Annotated in this window: 13 protein-coding genes; 11 read left to right on the top strand and 2 right to left on the bottom strand. The window is 49.9% G+C overall.

What is annotated here, in order from left to right:
• Nucleotides 1–71: 71 nt before the first annotated feature.
• Entirely contained in the window at nucleotides 72–2,726 is a 2,655-nt protein-coding gene (locus DPO_RS23600) for a PAS domain S-box protein (RefSeq protein WP_006963858.1), read from the top strand.
• Here the strand turns inward: DPO_RS23600 and DPO_RS01640 are convergent.
• On the bottom strand, nucleotides 2,653–3,267 hold the full coding sequence (locus tag DPO_RS01640; RefSeq protein ID WP_201765580.1) for a hypothetical protein: 615 nt from the start codon (nucleotides 3,265–3,267) through the stop codon (nucleotides 2,653–2,655). The two genes, DPO_RS23600 and DPO_RS01640, sit on opposite strands and share 74 nt — an antisense overlap.
• A 29-nt stretch (nucleotides 3,268–3,296) precedes the next feature.
• Here DPO_RS01640 and DPO_RS25645 point away from each other — a divergent pair, with 29 nt between their 5' ends.
• A complete protein-coding gene (locus DPO_RS25645) occupies nucleotides 3,297–3,479 on the top strand; it encodes a hypothetical protein (RefSeq protein ID WP_040011394.1) in 183 nt (60 codons plus the stop codon).
• Between the two features lie 142 nt (nucleotides 3,480–3,621).
• Here the strand turns inward: DPO_RS25645 and DPO_RS01630 are convergent, their stop codons facing one another.
• Nucleotides 3,622–3,933 (bottom strand): DUF2442 domain-containing protein, encoded by a 312-nt coding sequence (locus DPO_RS01630; RefSeq protein WP_006963856.1) that lies wholly within the window; start codon nucleotides 3,931–3,933, stop codon nucleotides 3,622–3,624.
• Between the two features lie 589 nt (nucleotides 3,934–4,522).
• On the opposite strand from DPO_RS01630, the gene DPO_RS01620 reads away from it, so the two are divergent.
• The 9 genes from DPO_RS01620 (at nucleotide 4,523) to DPO_RS01580 (ending at nucleotide 15,649) form a co-directional block, all read left to right on the top strand.
• Nucleotides 4,523–4,798, top strand: coding sequence for a type II toxin-antitoxin system ParD family antitoxin (locus DPO_RS01620; RefSeq protein WP_006963855.1), 276 nt, complete (start codon nucleotides 4,523–4,525; stop codon nucleotides 4,796–4,798).
• 422 nt (nucleotides 4,799–5,220) lie between these two features.
• On the top strand, nucleotides 5,221–5,352 hold the full coding sequence (locus tag DPO_RS24325; RefSeq protein ID WP_006963854.1) for a PAS domain-containing protein: 132 nt from the start codon (nucleotides 5,221–5,223) through the stop codon (nucleotides 5,350–5,352).
• A 222-nt stretch (nucleotides 5,353–5,574) separates the two neighbouring features.
• Nucleotides 5,575–6,780: a hybrid sensor histidine kinase/response regulator gene (locus tag DPO_RS01610; RefSeq protein WP_006963853.1), complete on the top strand. Its 1,206-nt coding sequence runs from the start codon at nucleotides 5,575–5,577 to the stop codon at nucleotides 6,778–6,780.
• A gap of 23 nt (nucleotides 6,781–6,803) precedes the next feature.
• A complete protein-coding gene (locus DPO_RS01605; RefSeq protein ID WP_006963852.1) occupies nucleotides 6,804–7,316 on the top strand; it encodes a chemotaxis protein CheW in 513 nt (170 codons plus the stop codon).
• A gap of 31 nt (nucleotides 7,317–7,347) precedes the next feature.
• Nucleotides 7,348–9,318, top strand: coding sequence for a methyl-accepting chemotaxis protein (locus DPO_RS01600; protein ID WP_006963851.1), 1,971 nt, complete (start codon nucleotides 7,348–7,350; stop codon nucleotides 9,316–9,318).
• Nucleotides 9,319–9,351: 33 nt separating this feature from the next.
• On the top strand, nucleotides 9,352–9,726 hold the full coding sequence (locus DPO_RS01595) for a response regulator (protein ID WP_006963850.1): 375 nt from the start codon (nucleotides 9,352–9,354) through the stop codon (nucleotides 9,724–9,726).
• A gap of 28 nt (nucleotides 9,727–9,754) precedes the next feature.
• Entirely contained in the window at nucleotides 9,755–11,326 is a 1,572-nt protein-coding gene (locus tag DPO_RS01590; RefSeq protein WP_006963849.1) for a sensor histidine kinase, read from the top strand.
• A complete protein-coding gene (locus tag DPO_RS23595) occupies nucleotides 11,319–13,925 on the top strand; it encodes an ATP-binding protein (RefSeq protein WP_051069317.1) in 2,607 nt (868 codons plus the stop codon). The genes DPO_RS01590 and DPO_RS23595 overlap by 8 nt, the downstream gene beginning before the upstream one ends.
• Nucleotides 13,926–13,930: 5 nt before the next feature.
• The gene (locus DPO_RS01580) at nucleotides 13,931–15,649 is read left to right on the top strand and encodes a sigma 54-interacting transcriptional regulator (RefSeq protein WP_006963847.1); all 1,719 of its coding nucleotides are present in this window, start codon (nucleotides 13,931–13,933) and stop codon (nucleotides 15,647–15,649) included.
• The last annotated feature ends 64 nt before the right edge of the window (nucleotides 15,650–15,713 follow it).

Here is a 15,713-nt window from a genome sequence, read left to right as displayed (position 1 = left end):
AAGAAATTCCTGGTCAAAAATGTCAGAAAAATAAAACAATTGCCTGCGATGGGCAAGGAAAGTGATCCTGTATGAAACAAAATTCCACCTGTGACGAACTGGAAAGACGGGTTCAGGAACTGGAAAAAGAACTGCACGATGCCCGGTTTCTGACGGAAGAAATCATGACATACATGACCGAAGGCCTGGTTCTGACAGATATGCAGGGGACGGTCACGTTTATCAATCAGCGGCTGTTGGAAATGCTGGGGTATCTGCCCGGACAGATCATCGGAAAGAGCTGGCTGGAGATGGTGCCGCCTGGACAGCTGACCATTGCCAGGGCCGCGGAAGCCAGGCGTGCACAAGGGCATACGGACCGGTATGAAATTGTTTTGCGCCGCAAAAATGGACATGAATTTCCGGTGATGATCGGGGCAGGCCCCCGGTTTGACAAACACAGTGGTGAATTTATCGGCACCATGGGGGTGGTGACGGACATCAGCGAACGCAGACAGGCCGAAGATGAACTCCGAAAATATGAATGGCTTATCGAGAAGGAAATTCCCCCGGCAGATACGGATGCTCCGGTATTTGAGACAGTATACGGCGATATCACGGCGTTGAACACCCGTCGTCTGATTCTGGAAGGGGTCGGAAAAGAGAATCTGGCAGAGATGGCAGCGGATGTCATGGCCCTGCTCGACACCTCCCTTGCGGTCTATGAAGCCAACGGAGACTATGCGTACGGGGTTTTCAAGTCTTCCTGGTGTCAGTTTCTGGATACAGCATCCTTTCATCTATGCGGTACAAATGATGTCGGAAAAGCGCTTTCATGCGGCAAATGGCTGTGCCATGACAATTGCTGGAATGATTCTGCCCAAACGGCGATGGTGTCCGGAAAACCATCTGACATTGAATGCGTCGGCGGCATCCGGCTGTATGCCGTGCCCATTTTTGCCGAAAAAAAAGTGATCGGTTCTGTCAATATCGGATATGGGAATCCCCCTCAGGATGATGACACCCTTGCCCGGCTGGCTGAAAAATATCATATTGATTTGGATCAGCTGCGTGCCAAAGCAAATGCCTATAAACCCAGACCGGAGTTTATCATTGAACTGGGAAAAAGGCGTTGTCAGCATATGGCACGGATGATCGGAAAGATCATCGAGCGCAGACAGGCGGAAAAATCAAGACAAAAATATCAGAAAGACCTTGAAAAACGCAATCATTTTATTCAGACGATTCTGGATAATCTGCCCATCGGACTGGCGGTCAACTCGATTGATGAAGGACAGGCAATATACATCAACAAACAGTTTGAGCAAATATACGGCTGGCCCAGGGAGCAGATCAAAGACATTGACACGTTTTTTCACAAGGCATATCCGGACCCGGCGTACCGGGAAAAGATCATGACCCGGGTTTTTGAGGACACTGCATCCGGTGATCCGGAAAAAATGGCCTGGGACGGGGTGGAAATCACCCGGCAGGATGGTGAAAAACGGGTGGTCTCCGCTAAAAATATTCCTTTGCAGGAACAGAACCTCATGATTTCCACGGTTCAGGATATCACGGAAAACACAAAGCTTCAAAATCAGCTGCTCCAGGCCCGGAAAATGGAATCCGTGGGCCGGCTGGCCGGGGGCGTGGCCCATGATTTCAACAATATGCTGGGGGTGATTCTGGGGCATGTGGAATTCGCCCTGGAAAAGATCGGAGAGAATCACGATCTGTCGGCCGGTCTGAAAGAGATTCAAACCGCTGCCCGGCGTTCGGCAGATCTCACAAAGCAGTTGCTCACCTTTGCCAGAAAACAGATCATTTCTCCCAGACCGCTTAATCTCAACGATACCGTGGAAAGCATGCTGAACATGCTGCGACGGTTGATCGGGGAAGACATCGATCTGGTATGGAAGCCCGCTGCCCATTCATGGACCGTGAAAATGGACCCGTCCCAGATCGACCAGATTCTTGCGAACCTGTGTATCAATGCCAGGGATGCCATTGCCGGCGTCGGCAGGCTCACCATCGAAACCGGCAAAAAAACGTTTGATGAACAATATTGCAGGGAAAACGCGGGTTTCATCCCCGGCGATTATGCGTTGCTGTCAGTGAGTGACAATGGTTGCGGTATGGACAGGGACACTTTGAAAAACCTGTTTGAACCGTTTTTCACCACCAAGGAGATGGGAAAAGGCACGGGCCTGGGGCTGGCAACCATCTATGGCATTGTGAAACAGAACAGCGGATTCATCAACGTGTACAGTGAGCCCGGGCAGGGATCCACGTTCAATATCTACCTGCCCCGGTTTGCAGCTGAAGGCCGGGAGCCCGGTGATATCCCCCGGGAAAAAACAGCCGCCGCCGGCACGGAAACCATTCTGGTGGTGGAGGATGAACCCGCCATTCTCAGAATGACCTGCATGATGCTGGAACAAAAAGGATATACCGTCTTGCCTGCTGCCACTCCGGCGGAAGCCCTGGAAAAAGTGGAAAATCATTCCTGTGCCATTGATCTGCTTTTGAGTGATGTGGTACTGCCGGAAATGAGCGGCCGGGACCTGGCCGGACAGATCATGGGGCTTTGCCCCGGTATCCGGATATTGTTCATGTCCGGATATACCGCCGATGTCATCGCCCATCAAGGGGTCCTGGACAACGGGATGGCGTTTATCCAGAAGCCTTTTTCAATGCACGACCTGTTAGGAAAAGTGCGGGGAGTTCTGGATATGGCCCCGGAATAAAGGGCCGGGAAGTGTCGCTGTTCAGGGTGGCCCAGGCATCGGCATCGATCTCCGCTTTCAGGGTGGTTTTCAGGGCTTCACGCTTGAACCGGTCGATCTCGTCCGCGGCCAGGGTCCGGAAATTTCTGTCCAGGGCATCCCCGGATTCCAGCTGTTCACTGTCGATGAGCAGTGTGTTGGGCCGGGCCAGGGGCCGGTTGTCCGCATCAAAATTGCGGAACAGGGCCAGGCGGCCGTTGACCACGGCTGTGGTGCCGTCATCATTTTCCCGGACAAACCCGGAGATGTAATCATAGACCAGCTTGGAGGTGGCTGTGTTGTTGCAGACCACGATAAAGCAGGGCGGCACCTGGATGCCTTCCTGTTTCCAGGCATCAAAGGTCCGGGCATAATGCCCGTACAGGGCCTGAAGGGCCGTCTGAAGTTCCACGGGAATGCTCAAAGAATCCAGGACCCCGGGGGGGAGTTTGACAATGCCGCACTCGATGGCATCCATCAGGGAGAAATCGCACATAGTCCAGGGGAACAGGGTGCCTTCCACATACCCGGAACCGCTGAGAAAAAAACGGGGTGGCGGACAGGTTCACCACCCGCCGGATTTCCAGTTTCCGGTTCACGGCTTCCAGGCCGCTGATCCACAGCCGGGCCGTGTCCGGGGTTACCCACCAGTCATTGGGGCTGGGGATACGTCGCCATTTGTCCACTTCCCTGCGGACTGCGTTGATCAGTGCGGTATGGTCGTATTTCTGCTGATCTGTTGAGAGCGCATGGGTGAACAGGTCTCCCTGAACTGCCTAAGCCGGATCCGTCTCATCCAGCTCCCAGTGCCGGCTTGGATAGTCATAAAGTGAATTGAGAATGGGTATCAGTTGAACATAAAACTCAGCCGTTGAGATTAAGATGGCTGCTGATGTGTCATGGCCGCCGAATATGATTCTTTTTGACGTGTCCATTGAGGCAATTGAGATCCAGTGGCTTCTGCATAAATAGTTTCAGGCGCAATATCTATTTCGTCTGCCCACGTCAGAACGCCAAGCTCTTCATTAATTTTGAAGCTTTTGAAGAATTCAATGTCTTTGAATTTTTCAAATATCCCACCTTTTGATAAATATTTTGAAAAATCGATAATTCCCTGGGTGCCATCCTCGAATGTCACTTCAATTTCATAGTTCCCTTTATAGATTGCAGAGACAGCATCTTTATACATGACCTCACCTCATTTATTTCAAGTGATTCGGCATGGAATCTCCCGGAAAATAATATGGTCTGGGTCTTCCATAGGACAGGCAGGGGTTCTTTGTCAAGCAAAGTTCGGGAATGGCCGCATTTCTTCCACCCAGCCATCCGGCTGTCAAAAGCCTTTGGCGGGAGCCCGGAAAGCGGGTTGATTCAGCAGAGCCGGTATGACCTTTGGCAGGTCATGCAAAAGCAAGATGAAGACGTTTGCTTGAAAAGTAAAAGAGCTATTCCCACAGTCAAGGATTCAAATGGTATCTATGCTGTATGACGGGACATTTCTTGGTAGGAGAATTCTCAAAGCCCGGCATTGTCTTTTGCATGTTCAATAGTCATGCGGACGTTGTTCAGGATCTCCAGAGAAAACAATGGTGGTGTGAGCCACGATGGCATCATAATGCAGTTTTTTCAATTACCAGCGGATGAACGTCAAAAAAAATACGTTGCGGAACTGTGAGTTCATCCTCGGCCACTTCCAACACCACTTTCCATTGACTGGTATAACAAATAGCGCTATTTTTGTTAAATTGAGGTCTTTCAAGAAGAAAGGAGCCTTTCTTATGCAAATGAATGTATCTGTGACGCCTGAACTTTACGAACTTGTTCAACGCATGGTTCAATCCGGTCTCTACGGAAATGCCAGCGAAGTGGTCCGGGATGCCCTTCGGCGGATGGATGAACGTACGATCGTTGACGCAGCCTGGAGCGAGTTGAATGATAAACTGGGAGCATCTGCTGCAAGCGGCCGAAGCCCTTACTCGGTCAGTGAAGTCATCTCGCGGGCAAACAACAGGAATGACGATATATTTTCTACCGCCTTGTCGATGCCGGCATAGAGGTTTTGCGTTTTCTACACTGTCGTTCCGACATAATCAATAAACTCTCCGCCTATCTTTGAAATTTGGGGTATGACAAAAAAACCGGCACGGCTGTAGTATGTTTGGGTGCCTGAAAATCAATTGGGATTTCAGGCATGAAGGTGATGGATGAGCTAAAGGAAGGTTGTGTTGAAATGAAGGGAGGACGTTGTGGTGGGTAGGATCAAACAGGGGCTGAACGTAATTTTCAAGATTTGGGATATTCCATTCATGACGGGATTGCCTTCGGCTTTATTTTTTATACATTGATGATGGCCGTGGCGGCAGAAAAGCGCAGTTAAACCCGGTGATTTATATTATGACGATGTTATTCATTTTCAACTACATTGTGCAGTATGTGATCATTTATCAATGATGCCCGGTTCCTGACGGAAGAAATCATGACATACATGACCGAAGGCCTTGTTCTGACCGATACGCAGGGGACAGTCGCATTTATCAATCATCGGTTGTCGAAAATGCTGGGGTATCCGCCCGAACAGATCTTGGGTAAAATCTGGCTGGATATGTAACATGCCGTGACAATTTGTCCTGTGACAATCTGTTGCGTGACAGGAACGGCCTTTTTTCTTTTCTTTATTTTTTCTGATCCCGTATCTGGAAAGATATCATCAAATGCCCTGTTCATGGGGTTTTCCCATTTCATATCATATGCGGCTTTTCTGTGGCATGGATATTGTAATACCCCCTTCGCAAATATAACAGAACCCATAACCTTACAGTGAATTAATGTAATGAAAAAAGCGAACATCCTTGTTGTTGATGATGAAGAAAGCATCCGGTTTGTCCTTAACACAATCCTATCCAATGAGGGATATTCGGTTCGGACATCACAAAATCTGGTTAAAGCGCGGGAAATGATTTCAGAAAGCGAATTCGACATCGCCATTGTGGATAGAATCCTGCGGGATGGAGAAGATGGCATCGACCTGCTGGCGGAGCTTCAAACGGTTCAGCCCTTTTGCCAGGCCATCATGATATCGGCGTATCCGTCGTATGAATCCGCAGTCCGGGCCATGAACTATAATGCGGCAACATATCTTACAAAACCACTGGAAAAGGACATCATCCTTGAAACGGTCCAGCGGACATCGGCCCGTGCCCGGATGGTGCGCCAGCAACTGATTCAGAAAAACCGCATGGAAACCGTGGCTGCGCTGACCAGCGGTATGGTCCATGACTTTGGTAATATTTTGCAGATCATCATGACGAACCTTGAATTATTTCTTTCAGATAAGCATCTGCCTGCCTTTAACACAGACAAACTGAACCGTGCATTTGATGCCGCTTTACGCGGCGAAGCAATGATTCGGCGGAATTTGGGAATCGGACGATGCAAAGAACAGGAGAATGACAAGAAGACCACGGTAAATGTCAACCATGAGATCGGTCGGCTGGAACCGATTTTGCGAGACATATTGACCCCCAAAGACATTCAACTGAAAATCAGCCTCACCCATGGCGTGAAACCGGTTGCTATGGATCTGGGGCACCTGGAACAGATTCTGTTGAATCTGTGTATCAACGCCCGGGATGCCATTTCAGGAGAAAAAAATCGATACGTTACAGGTTCAGATCTGAAAACCAAAAGAAAATTGATTAAAATTGAGACGACTTCATTACAGGCGGATGAACTATGCCGGGACTATCCGAAATTCAATCCCGTGTCAACAGACTATGTCCGGATACAAGTTTCAGATACGGGCTGCGGTATTCCCCGGGATATCCAGCCCCGGGTTTTTGAGCCGTTTTTTACCACCAAAGGGAAAAAGAACGGCAGCGGCATGGGGCTTTTTATGACCCAAACGCTGATCAAACGATATGAGGGTGATATTTTTATCTCCTCAGGAGAACAAGGATCAGGGACAACGTTTACGATCTTACTGCCTGAATGGAAAGAAAAACAGATACAGTTCACTGACAAACTGTATTCCGAATAAATTGATGGATAAAAAGGAGAAAAATGACTGAGGCAATACAATCGATGGATGAGGCAATCAGGACATTAACCATGAAAACAGGAAAATATCTGACGTTCGTATTGGATGAAGAACATTACGGTATCGGGATCTTAAAGGTTAAGGAAATTATTGGAATGATGCCGATAACGTCTGTACCCGGAACCCCTGATTTTGTCAGGGGCGTGATCAACCTGAGAGGAAAAGTGATTCCGGTGACTGACCTTCGTCTTAAATTCGGGATGAAATCGATTTGTTACACAGACAGAACCTGTATCATTGTTGTTGAGATAGAAACAGATAATACAACCATTCAAGTCGGCATCGTGGTGGATGCGGTATCAGAGGTTCTGAATATCAAGGAAACGAATATAGAAGATACGCCGGCATTCGGTATCCGACTCAATACCGATTACATTCTGGGCATGGCCAAGATGGAAGGCGCTATAAAGATTCTTCTCGATATTGACAAGGCATTGAGCACAGAAGAGATAGAATCGATTAAACAAGCGGTTTAGTATTTTTTGAATTAATTACAAGGGGAGAAAAATGTTCAAGAATATGAAAGTGGGGACAAAAATTGCCGGCGGGTTTGGTGTCGGTCTCGTATTAACCATTATCATCGGCGGAATCAGTATATACAATATCAGTAAAATCGGCAACATCGTCAATCGCCTGGCCACCCAGGAGATTCCTGAAACTTCGGCTGTTATTGAAACGGAACGGGCCATGTGGCATACCCATGTGCTGTCTTATGAGTTTGATGACAAACTGGATGAGCCGAGCAAAAAAGCGTGGTTTGATCAGCGGGACATGATCGAAAAAGGGGTGGAAAAGATCATTCCCATTGCCACTGCCCTGGATCATGATCAAACCTTAACTGTGGCCAACGATATCAAGGCCATGCATGGCGAGTATAGCGAGATCGGTGAGGCCTATACAGCCCTGGCCTTAAGAAATATAGAAATCAGAGAGCAGATGGAAGCCGAAGCCCTGGCCGTTGGTCAGCAATGGGCAGGCTTTATCGAGGGGCAGAATAAAAAAATGGAAACGGCCGTGGCGAGCCGGAGTTTTGACGATGTGGTCACCCGGGCCGTCAAAGTGAAAAACTCCCACGAAGCCGTTGACGTGTTCAATGAAGCCAGAAAAAATCAGTTCCAGTTCATGATTACCCTGGATCCGGACAAAGCGCAACAGCTGAAAGCGGATATTGAAAAACTGACACAGTTAACCGAAGAGCAGATAAAATATTCGGAAGATCCGGCCGATAAAGAACGGGCAAAAGCCGCGTTGACCCATACGGCCGGCTACGCGGAACTGATGGAAGAATGGGTGGGAAACCGGCAGAGACAATCAGATCTTCTGGCCCGGTCCGATGCCAAGGCCATGGACATCATCGATCTGACCTCGGCCATTGCCGTCCGATCGAACAAGGCGTCTTATGAAGTGGGCCTGACGACCGTCCGGCTGGTATCCAATATCAAATGGCTGCTTTTTGCGGTTCTGGGCGGTGCGGTATTCATCGGTGTGCTGCTGTCTTTTTTCATTACCCGGGGGATCACCAGACCGTTGAACCATGTGATTGACGGGCTGAGTGACGGGGCTGAACAGGTCACTGCCGCCGCGGGCCAGGTGTCTTCATCCAGCCAGTCTCTGGCCGAGGGTGCTTCCGAGCAGGCAGCCTCCATTGAAGAGACCTCTTCTTCCATGGAAGAGATGTCCGCCATGACCCAGAAAAATGCTGAAAATGCGGTCCAGGCTGATAGCCTGATGCAGGAATCCAGCCAGGTGGTGTCACAGGCCAATGAGTCGATGGGCCAGCTCACCCTTTCCATGGAAGATATTTCCAGGGCCAGCGATGAAACCTCCAAAATCATCAAAACCATCGATGAGATCGCTTTTCAGACCAATCTGCTGGCCCTGAACGCCGCCGTTGAAGCTGCCAGGGCCGGAGAAGCCGGAGCCGGGTTCGCCGTGGTGGCGGATGAGGTCAGAAATCTTGCCATGCGGGCCGCAGAGGCGGCAAAGAATACCGCCCAGATGATCGAAGGAACGGTCAAAAAGGTCGCTGATGGGACAGAACTGGTGTCTGTCACCAACAAGGCATTTGAACAGGTTGCCAAAAGCACGGCCCGGGTGGGAGAACTGGTGGCGGAAATTGCTGCGGCATCAAAGGAACAATCCAGCGGCATCGATCAGGTCAACACGGCCGTGTCGGAAATGGATAAGGTGGTCCAGCAGAACGCCGCTTCTGCAGAAGAATCCGCTTCTGCAGCCGAAGAGATGAGTGCCCAGGCCGAACAGCTCATGGCGTATGTTGCCGATCTGGTCGGGCTTGTCACCGGCAGCAACGCCCATGCCGACCGGTCGGTTTCGGTCAGACAACAGAAATCCGTCCATTCAATGCCGGGAAAAGCTTCAGAGAAGGCAAAAAACAGGCAGCTTCCCCTGCATCATAAAAATGAAATCCGGCCTGATCAGGTCATTTCGTCTGGAAATGATGATTTCAGAGATTTTTAACTCCAGGATGCCAAAAGAATCAGAGAGTTCATCATGATGACCCGTATATATTTTTCTGAACCTGTATTGATCATCGATGATGAGCCCTCTGTTCTGAGGCTGCTGGTCCTGTGCCTCGAGCGGATCGGATATCGGACGGATACGGCGTTGACCGGGGAGGAAGGGCTGGAAAAAATCAGAACGACCCGGTACTGCCTGATCATGACCGATATCCTGATGCCGGGCATCTCCGGAAACCAGGTGGCGGATGTTCTGAAAAATGGGTTGAACGCCGCCACGCCGGTCATCGGGATGTCCGGAACGTCCTGGCTGATTGAAAAAGACCGGTTTGATGCAGTCATCAACAAGCCGTGTTCGATCAAAGAAATTCAGCAGATGGTGATTCGTCTCATCCGGACAAATCAATAACACCATGATACTTGACGGAAAAGGGATTATGAACCTGAAGAGTCTTTTGATGGAAGTTCCGGCGATGTCATGGGGTGACGTCAAAAAAGGATGCTGTCTTTTTTTGACGTCCATGGTGAAGCAGATCCGGCAGTTTCAGAGACAAAAAGCGGGATATGAGGATCTGTCGGTACCTGACTCTCCCCGCCGGTGTGGAATCGAAGAGGAACTTCGGCTGCATACTGAAATCGTGAACCACATGGTTCAGGGAGTCCATTTGACTGACTGCCGGACCATGAAGATTGTGTATGCCCATCCGACCATTGAAAAAATGTTCGGATATCAACCCGGAGAACTGACGGGCCGGCCTGTCAGCATACTGAACGCCCATACCGACAAAGCGCCGGAAAAAACCGCTTCTGAAATTCTTGAGGCTCTGAAAACCCAGGGCATATGGACCGGTGAAATCCTCAACCGGAAAAAGAACGGCGAAACCTTCTGGTCCCATGCCGGGATCACGTCATTTACGAGTACCCGGTTCGGTGATGTGTGGATCAGTCTGCATGAAGACATCTCCTGCCGGAAAGCCTTGTCGAAGGCTTTGGAAGAACAGGGCAAAGAGTATGACATCCTGGTGAACAGCATGGGGGACGGGCTGGTGAAACTGGATGCTGACTGGCGGATCATATTTGCAAACCGGAAATTTGCCGCCATGGTCGATCATCGTCAGGAATCGATTCTCGGAACCTTGTTTTTGAATCTGATTCATCCTGAAGACCGCTCTGCTTTTGAAAACCGGCTCAGCGGAAGAAAAAAAGGACAGTCCTTTCCTTTTGAAACGGTCACTGCACTGATGCGCCAGGACGGCCAAGTCATCGATGTCCGGATCTCCTCCATTCCTTTTTTCGATCAAAACGGCAGGTATGAGGGCGGTATCGGGATCGTGTCCGATATCACGGATCTGATCCGGCAGCAGAAAACACTGGCATCGCTGGTCAAAGAAAAAGATCTGTTGCTGCGGGAGGTTCACCACCGAGTGAAAAACAACCTGGCGGTCATTACCAGTTTGTTGAATCTCCAGGCAGACGGACTGCCGGAAGATCAACGCCAGTTCCTGATTGAAAGCCGGAACCGTGTCAAGGCCATGGCCCTTGTCCATGAAATCCTTTATCGGCATGACGATCTGTCCAGCGTGTCCCTGGACAGATATGTGCACGTTCTGGTGGAAAACCTCATGGACATCCATCGGGATGCCCGGTCCCGGATAGCGGTTCACATTCAAATCCAGGATGTCGCCCTGAAGCTCAGTGAGGGCATTTCCTGCGGCCTCATGCTCAATGAACTGATCTCCAACGCTTTGAAATACGCATTCCCGGAAAACCGGCAGGGAATCATAAAAATATCTGCACAGTCTGTCAAAGACACCCATATCCGCCTGATTATTCAGGATAACGGGGTGGGTATGGCAGATCACAAGAAAGCCGGAGAAAAGGAAGATGGATTGGGACTTGACATTGTCCGCCTGCTGGCTGAAAATCAACTGGAAGGCACGATGGATATTGTTAACGACAATGGCGTCAGGATTGAAATTGAATGGGAAACACAGAAAAATAATGACTGAGCCGCCAGGCATGCGTTTTGACTGTGATGCACGTGATGATATTGCCATTCCCGATAAATGCAGGATTTTGATCGTTGAAGACGAGATCCTGATCGCAGAAGACATTCGAAAAAGCCTGGCCCGCCTGGGGTATTGCGTCACCGAAATGGTTACCTCCGGCAAAAAAGCCCTGGACAGTATTCAGGCGGCCCCCCCCCACGTGGTGCTCATGGATATCACCCTGAAAGGCAAGATGACCGGGATTGAGACCGCACAAAAAATAAAAGATCTGTGGCATATCCCGGTGATCTATACCACTGCCAGTGAAGATGAGGCAACCGTGGCCCTTGCCGCCAGATCCAATCCTGTGGCCTATCTGATCAAGCCCATCGATATCCGGGAATTGAAAGCCGCCATTGAACTGGCAGCCTGCCGGGCACAGATGGAAAAACGATTGCGGGAAGCCAACGAAAGCCTTGAAAGAAAGGTGTCTGAACGCACCAGAAAACTCAGGGAGATTAACCGGCAGTTGACAAAGGAGATCCAGGGGCATCAGGCCACCCAGGCGGAATTGATCAAAGCCCGGCAGCGCCTGGAGGATGCCCAGAAAATTGCCTGCCTGGGTCATTGGGAATGGGAAGTGTCCACCCGGACCGTGGTATGGTCCAAAGAAGTGTTCCGGATTTGCCAGAAGGATCCGAACGTGTTTGAGCCGTCCTATGAAGCGTTTTTGGAAATGCTTTTCCCCGAAGAACGGGACAGGGCGAGAAAAGGAATCGCTCAGGCATGGCGTAAAAAAGAACCCTACGAAATCCGGCATGGTATTGTCCGGCCGGACGGCAGCATTCGGACGGTGCTTCAGAAAGGAAGGGTGCAGCTCGATTCTTCAGGCACCCCCACAGGCATGCTGGGCACGGTTCAGGACATCACGGACCAGTATGAGATCGAACAAAAAATCCGCCGGAAAGTGTCGGAACTCAGCGTGTTCAATCAACTGGTCCGGTCCGGTGTGGGGCAGCAGGATGTCGGCGCCACACTGAAAATCATCTTCAGTCAGCTGTTTGATTTTATCAAGCCGGATCTGGTGATCATCTATTTCATCAAAAACAACCGGCTGGTGTTTCAGGGAAAATCCGGCAATGATAATCTTGTCAGTTTTCCGGCCAGTGCAACCTTGAAAATGGGGGAATGTCTGTGCGGCCAGGTTGTTTCAAGAAGGTCTCCGGTATTTTCACTGGATATTCATTCCGATTCCCGCTGTGTATTAAGTCACTGCAAAAATGCCGGCATCACTTCTTTTGCCGGGTTACCCCTGAAGGCCGGGGAAAAATTGATCGGTGTCCTGGGACTGGGATCTGTTTCCAAACGGAATTTTTTCGGGGAAAAAGCGTTTCTGACGGCGTTTGCCAACCAGGCCGGGGTCATTATCCAGAATACCCTTTTAAAAGAAAGGGTCAATAACCAGGTGACCGTGCTGCGCAACCAGATCCGGCGGATCAAAAAAGGAGAGGATCTGGTCAGAAAAAACAAGGCACTGGTTCAGTCGGTGGTGGACGGGATACCGGAACCTTTGATCCTGATCGATCACCAGTGGAAGATAGAGCTGCTGAACCGGGCCGCGGCCATGTATCTGGACGTGAGCCCCCAGGAGATTGCCGGCAAAAAGACCCTGCCCGGGGTCTTAATGGAAAAAGGATATCCTGATCCGACGCAGACCATTAAAATCGACAATATGGGCCGATCTGTGTCGTTTGAAACCAGTGGATGGATCAATTCTGACCGGATTAAAAAAATATCTTTTCATCCGGTCAGGGAAGAGGCATCGGATGCGCCCATGCTGATCCTTCACATCAAGGACATCACTGAAAAAAAACAGCTGGAAAAACAGATGGTTCAGAAAGAAAAACTCGGGGCACTGGGGCAGCTGGCCGCCGGGGTGGCCCATGAAATCAACAACCCCATTATGGGAATCATCAACTATGCACAGATCATCATTGATGACAACTGCAAGAATGAACTGCATATTCAGATTCTTCAAAAGATCATGAAAGAAGGCAGGCGAATTGCCGGAATCGTGAAAAGTCTTTTGTCCTTTGCCAGGCCCGTTTCAGAAGAGAAATATGCACCCGTTGAAATCAAACCGATTCTAAACGACATCAAAAGTCTGGTGAACAGCCAGATACACAAACACAGCATTGTGTTCGAGGTGGTTGTCAACGATTCCCTGCCGCCGGTACTGGGCAATGCCCAGGAACTGCAACAGGTGTTTCTGAATTTTGTCACCAATTCGATCTATGCCATACAGAAAAAAGAGGCCCTGGATAAAGAACCTGGACGAATCACCATCACAGGCGATACTGTCTCATCGCCGGCCGGACAACGGGTCAGGATCACTTTTCATGACAACGGCATCGGCATTCCAAGGAATCTGATCGACAAAATCTATGACCCGTTTTTTACCACCAAACCGCCGGAACAGGGGACAGGCCTTGGGTTGAGCATCACCCACGGCATTGTTAAAAATCACGGTGGGACCATTGCCGTGGAAAGCCGCAAAGGCCGGTATACCCGGTTTACCATTTTCCTGCCTGTGGCGCTTTTGTCGGCGGATTCGGAGTAAAACAGATGGAAAAAACCGTTTTAATTGTTGATGATGAAGAAAGTATTCGTTTTGCCTTTAAATCGTTTCTTTCCCGGCAGAACTACACGGTGTTTGAAGCACGGGATTTCAACCGGGCACTGGAGATGATTTCCTCACAGACCATGGATGTCGTGTTTTCGGATATCGTGCTCAATGAATACAACGGAATTGACCTGCTCCGCCATGTCAAAGAGCAAAGGCTGGACTGTGTCGTTATCATGATCACGGGCCAGCCGGACGTGGAAACCGCATCCCAGGCCGTCCGGCTGGGGGCGTTTGATTATCTGGTCAAGCCCATTGACAAAGAGATGATCTTAAAGACCACCAAAATGGCATTTGACTTCAAAACCCTGACGGATGAAAAAATTAAAATCAGGAGAGAAAATATCCATATCCGGACAAACCTCGAGGCCGTGTTCAGAAGCGTGAATGAAGGGATCATCTCCCTGGACAGGGAAGCAAAGATTGTGAACGCCAACAGTCGAATGATCGATTTGTCCGGTATTCCGGCGCATGATCTCATCAATAAACACCTGAGCGAGATCAGGCACCGATCCCTCTTGTTTGAGACCAAACCGTTCAAAGCCATCCTTGAAGGGCAGGAATCCCCTTCTTTTCAAACCTGTTGCCGCATTGCCGATGATGTGAAAGGGGACAAGACGCTGGTGCTCAATTCAGCCTCTCTGGTGGATAAGGACGGACCCAGTATCGGTACCGTCGTCACCATCCGCGACGAAACCCGGTTGACGGCATTGGAAACGCAGCTGAAAGAACGGTATCGGTTCCATAAACTTATCGGTAAGAGTCAAAAGATGCAGCATATCTATCAGCTGATCGAAAGCCTCTCAAATGTGGACACCACCGTGCTGATCACGGGAGAGAGCGGGACCGGCAAAGAACTGGTGGCCGGCGCGATCCATCATAATGGCACCAAGGCCATCCATCCCTTTGTCTGCCTGAACTGCTCGGCCCTGTCTGAAAATCTTTTGGAAAGTGAACTGTTCGGACATGTCAAAGGTGCGTTTACCAGTGCCGTGGGAAATCGGGCCGGCCGGTTTCAAAAGGCCCAGAACGGCTCCATTTTTCTGGATGAAATCGGGGATGTCTCCCCGGCCATTCAACTGAAACTTCTGCGGGTCCTCCAGGAAAAGAAATTTGAACGGGTAGGCGATGCCACTCCCTTAGACTCCAATGTCCGGGTGATTGCCGCCACCAACAAAGATTTGAAAGCCCTGATTCACAAAGGCCTGTTCCGGGAAGACCTGTATTACCGCCTGAAGGTGGTTGAACTGCGGATTCCCCCGCTCCGGGAACGATCAGAAGATATTCCGCTGTTAACCGAACATTTCATCGACCATTTCAATTCAAAATTCAATCGCCGGATCAAAGAGGTCACCCACGAGGTCCTGGATCTGTTCATGAAATATTCATGGCCCGGAAACGTTCGCGAACTGGAACATGCCATCGAGCATGCGTTTGTTTTGTGTTCGGGTTTCACCATCTCCCTGGCGCATCTTCCCCTGGACATCGTGCAAAGCCGGGAAAAAACAGAGTGTTGTATCCTGAAGGCATCTCCTATGTCCGATGACCAGATTGTCAGGGCACTGGAAGAGGCCCGCTGGAATAAAACCAGGGCCGCCAAGGCTTTGGGCATATGCCGGCAGACGCTTTACCGCAGGATGAAAAAAAATGGCCTTGTTTAAGGTTATACGGAAGCTTAAAAAATATTGAAACGCTCAGAGAAAATAGATAATCAAATGGATGGGG

The sequence above is a fragment of the Desulfotignum phosphitoxidans DSM 13687 genome (genome assembly GCF_000350545.1).
Classification (GTDB): domain Bacteria; phylum Desulfobacterota; class Desulfobacteria; order Desulfobacterales; family Desulfobacteraceae; genus Desulfotignum; species Desulfotignum phosphitoxidans.
The sequence above is the reverse complement of the archived record's forward strand: the minus strand, read 5'-3'. Positions and strand labels throughout refer to the sequence as shown.

Bases quoted from the DNA above. Each gene is read 5' to 3' on its own strand.
- DPO_RS01610 (WP_006963853.1), top strand. From the start codon at position 5,575: ATGAAAAAAGCGAACATCCTTGTTGTTGATGATGAAGAAAGCATCCGG.
- DPO_RS01630 (WP_006963856.1), bottom strand. From the start codon at position 3,933: ATGTATAAAGATGCTGTCTCTGCAATCTATAAAGGGAACTATGAAATT.
- DPO_RS01580 (WP_006963847.1), top strand. From the start codon at position 13,931: ATGGAAAAAACCGTTTTAATTGTTGATGATGAAGAAAGTATTCGTTTT.
- DPO_RS01605 (WP_006963852.1), top strand. From the start codon at position 6,804: ATGACTGAGGCAATACAATCGATGGATGAGGCAATCAGGACATTAACC.
- DPO_RS01595 (WP_006963850.1), top strand. From the start codon at position 9,352: ATGATGACCCGTATATATTTTTCTGAACCTGTATTGATCATCGATGAT.
- DPO_RS01600 (WP_006963851.1), top strand. From the start codon at position 7,348: ATGTTCAAGAATATGAAAGTGGGGACAAAAATTGCCGGCGGGTTTGGT.
- DPO_RS23600 (WP_006963858.1), top strand. From the start codon at position 72: ATGAAACAAAATTCCACCTGTGACGAACTGGAAAGACGGGTTCAGGAA.
- DPO_RS23595 (WP_051069317.1), top strand. From the start codon at position 11,319: ATGACTGAGCCGCCAGGCATGCGTTTTGACTGTGATGCACGTGATGAT.
- DPO_RS24325 (WP_006963854.1), top strand. From the start codon at position 5,221: ATGACATACATGACCGAAGGCCTTGTTCTGACCGATACGCAGGGGACA.
- DPO_RS01620 (WP_006963855.1), top strand. From the start codon at position 4,523: ATGCAAATGAATGTATCTGTGACGCCTGAACTTTACGAACTTGTTCAA.
- DPO_RS01590 (WP_006963849.1), top strand. From the start codon at position 9,755: ATGAACCTGAAGAGTCTTTTGATGGAAGTTCCGGCGATGTCATGGGGT.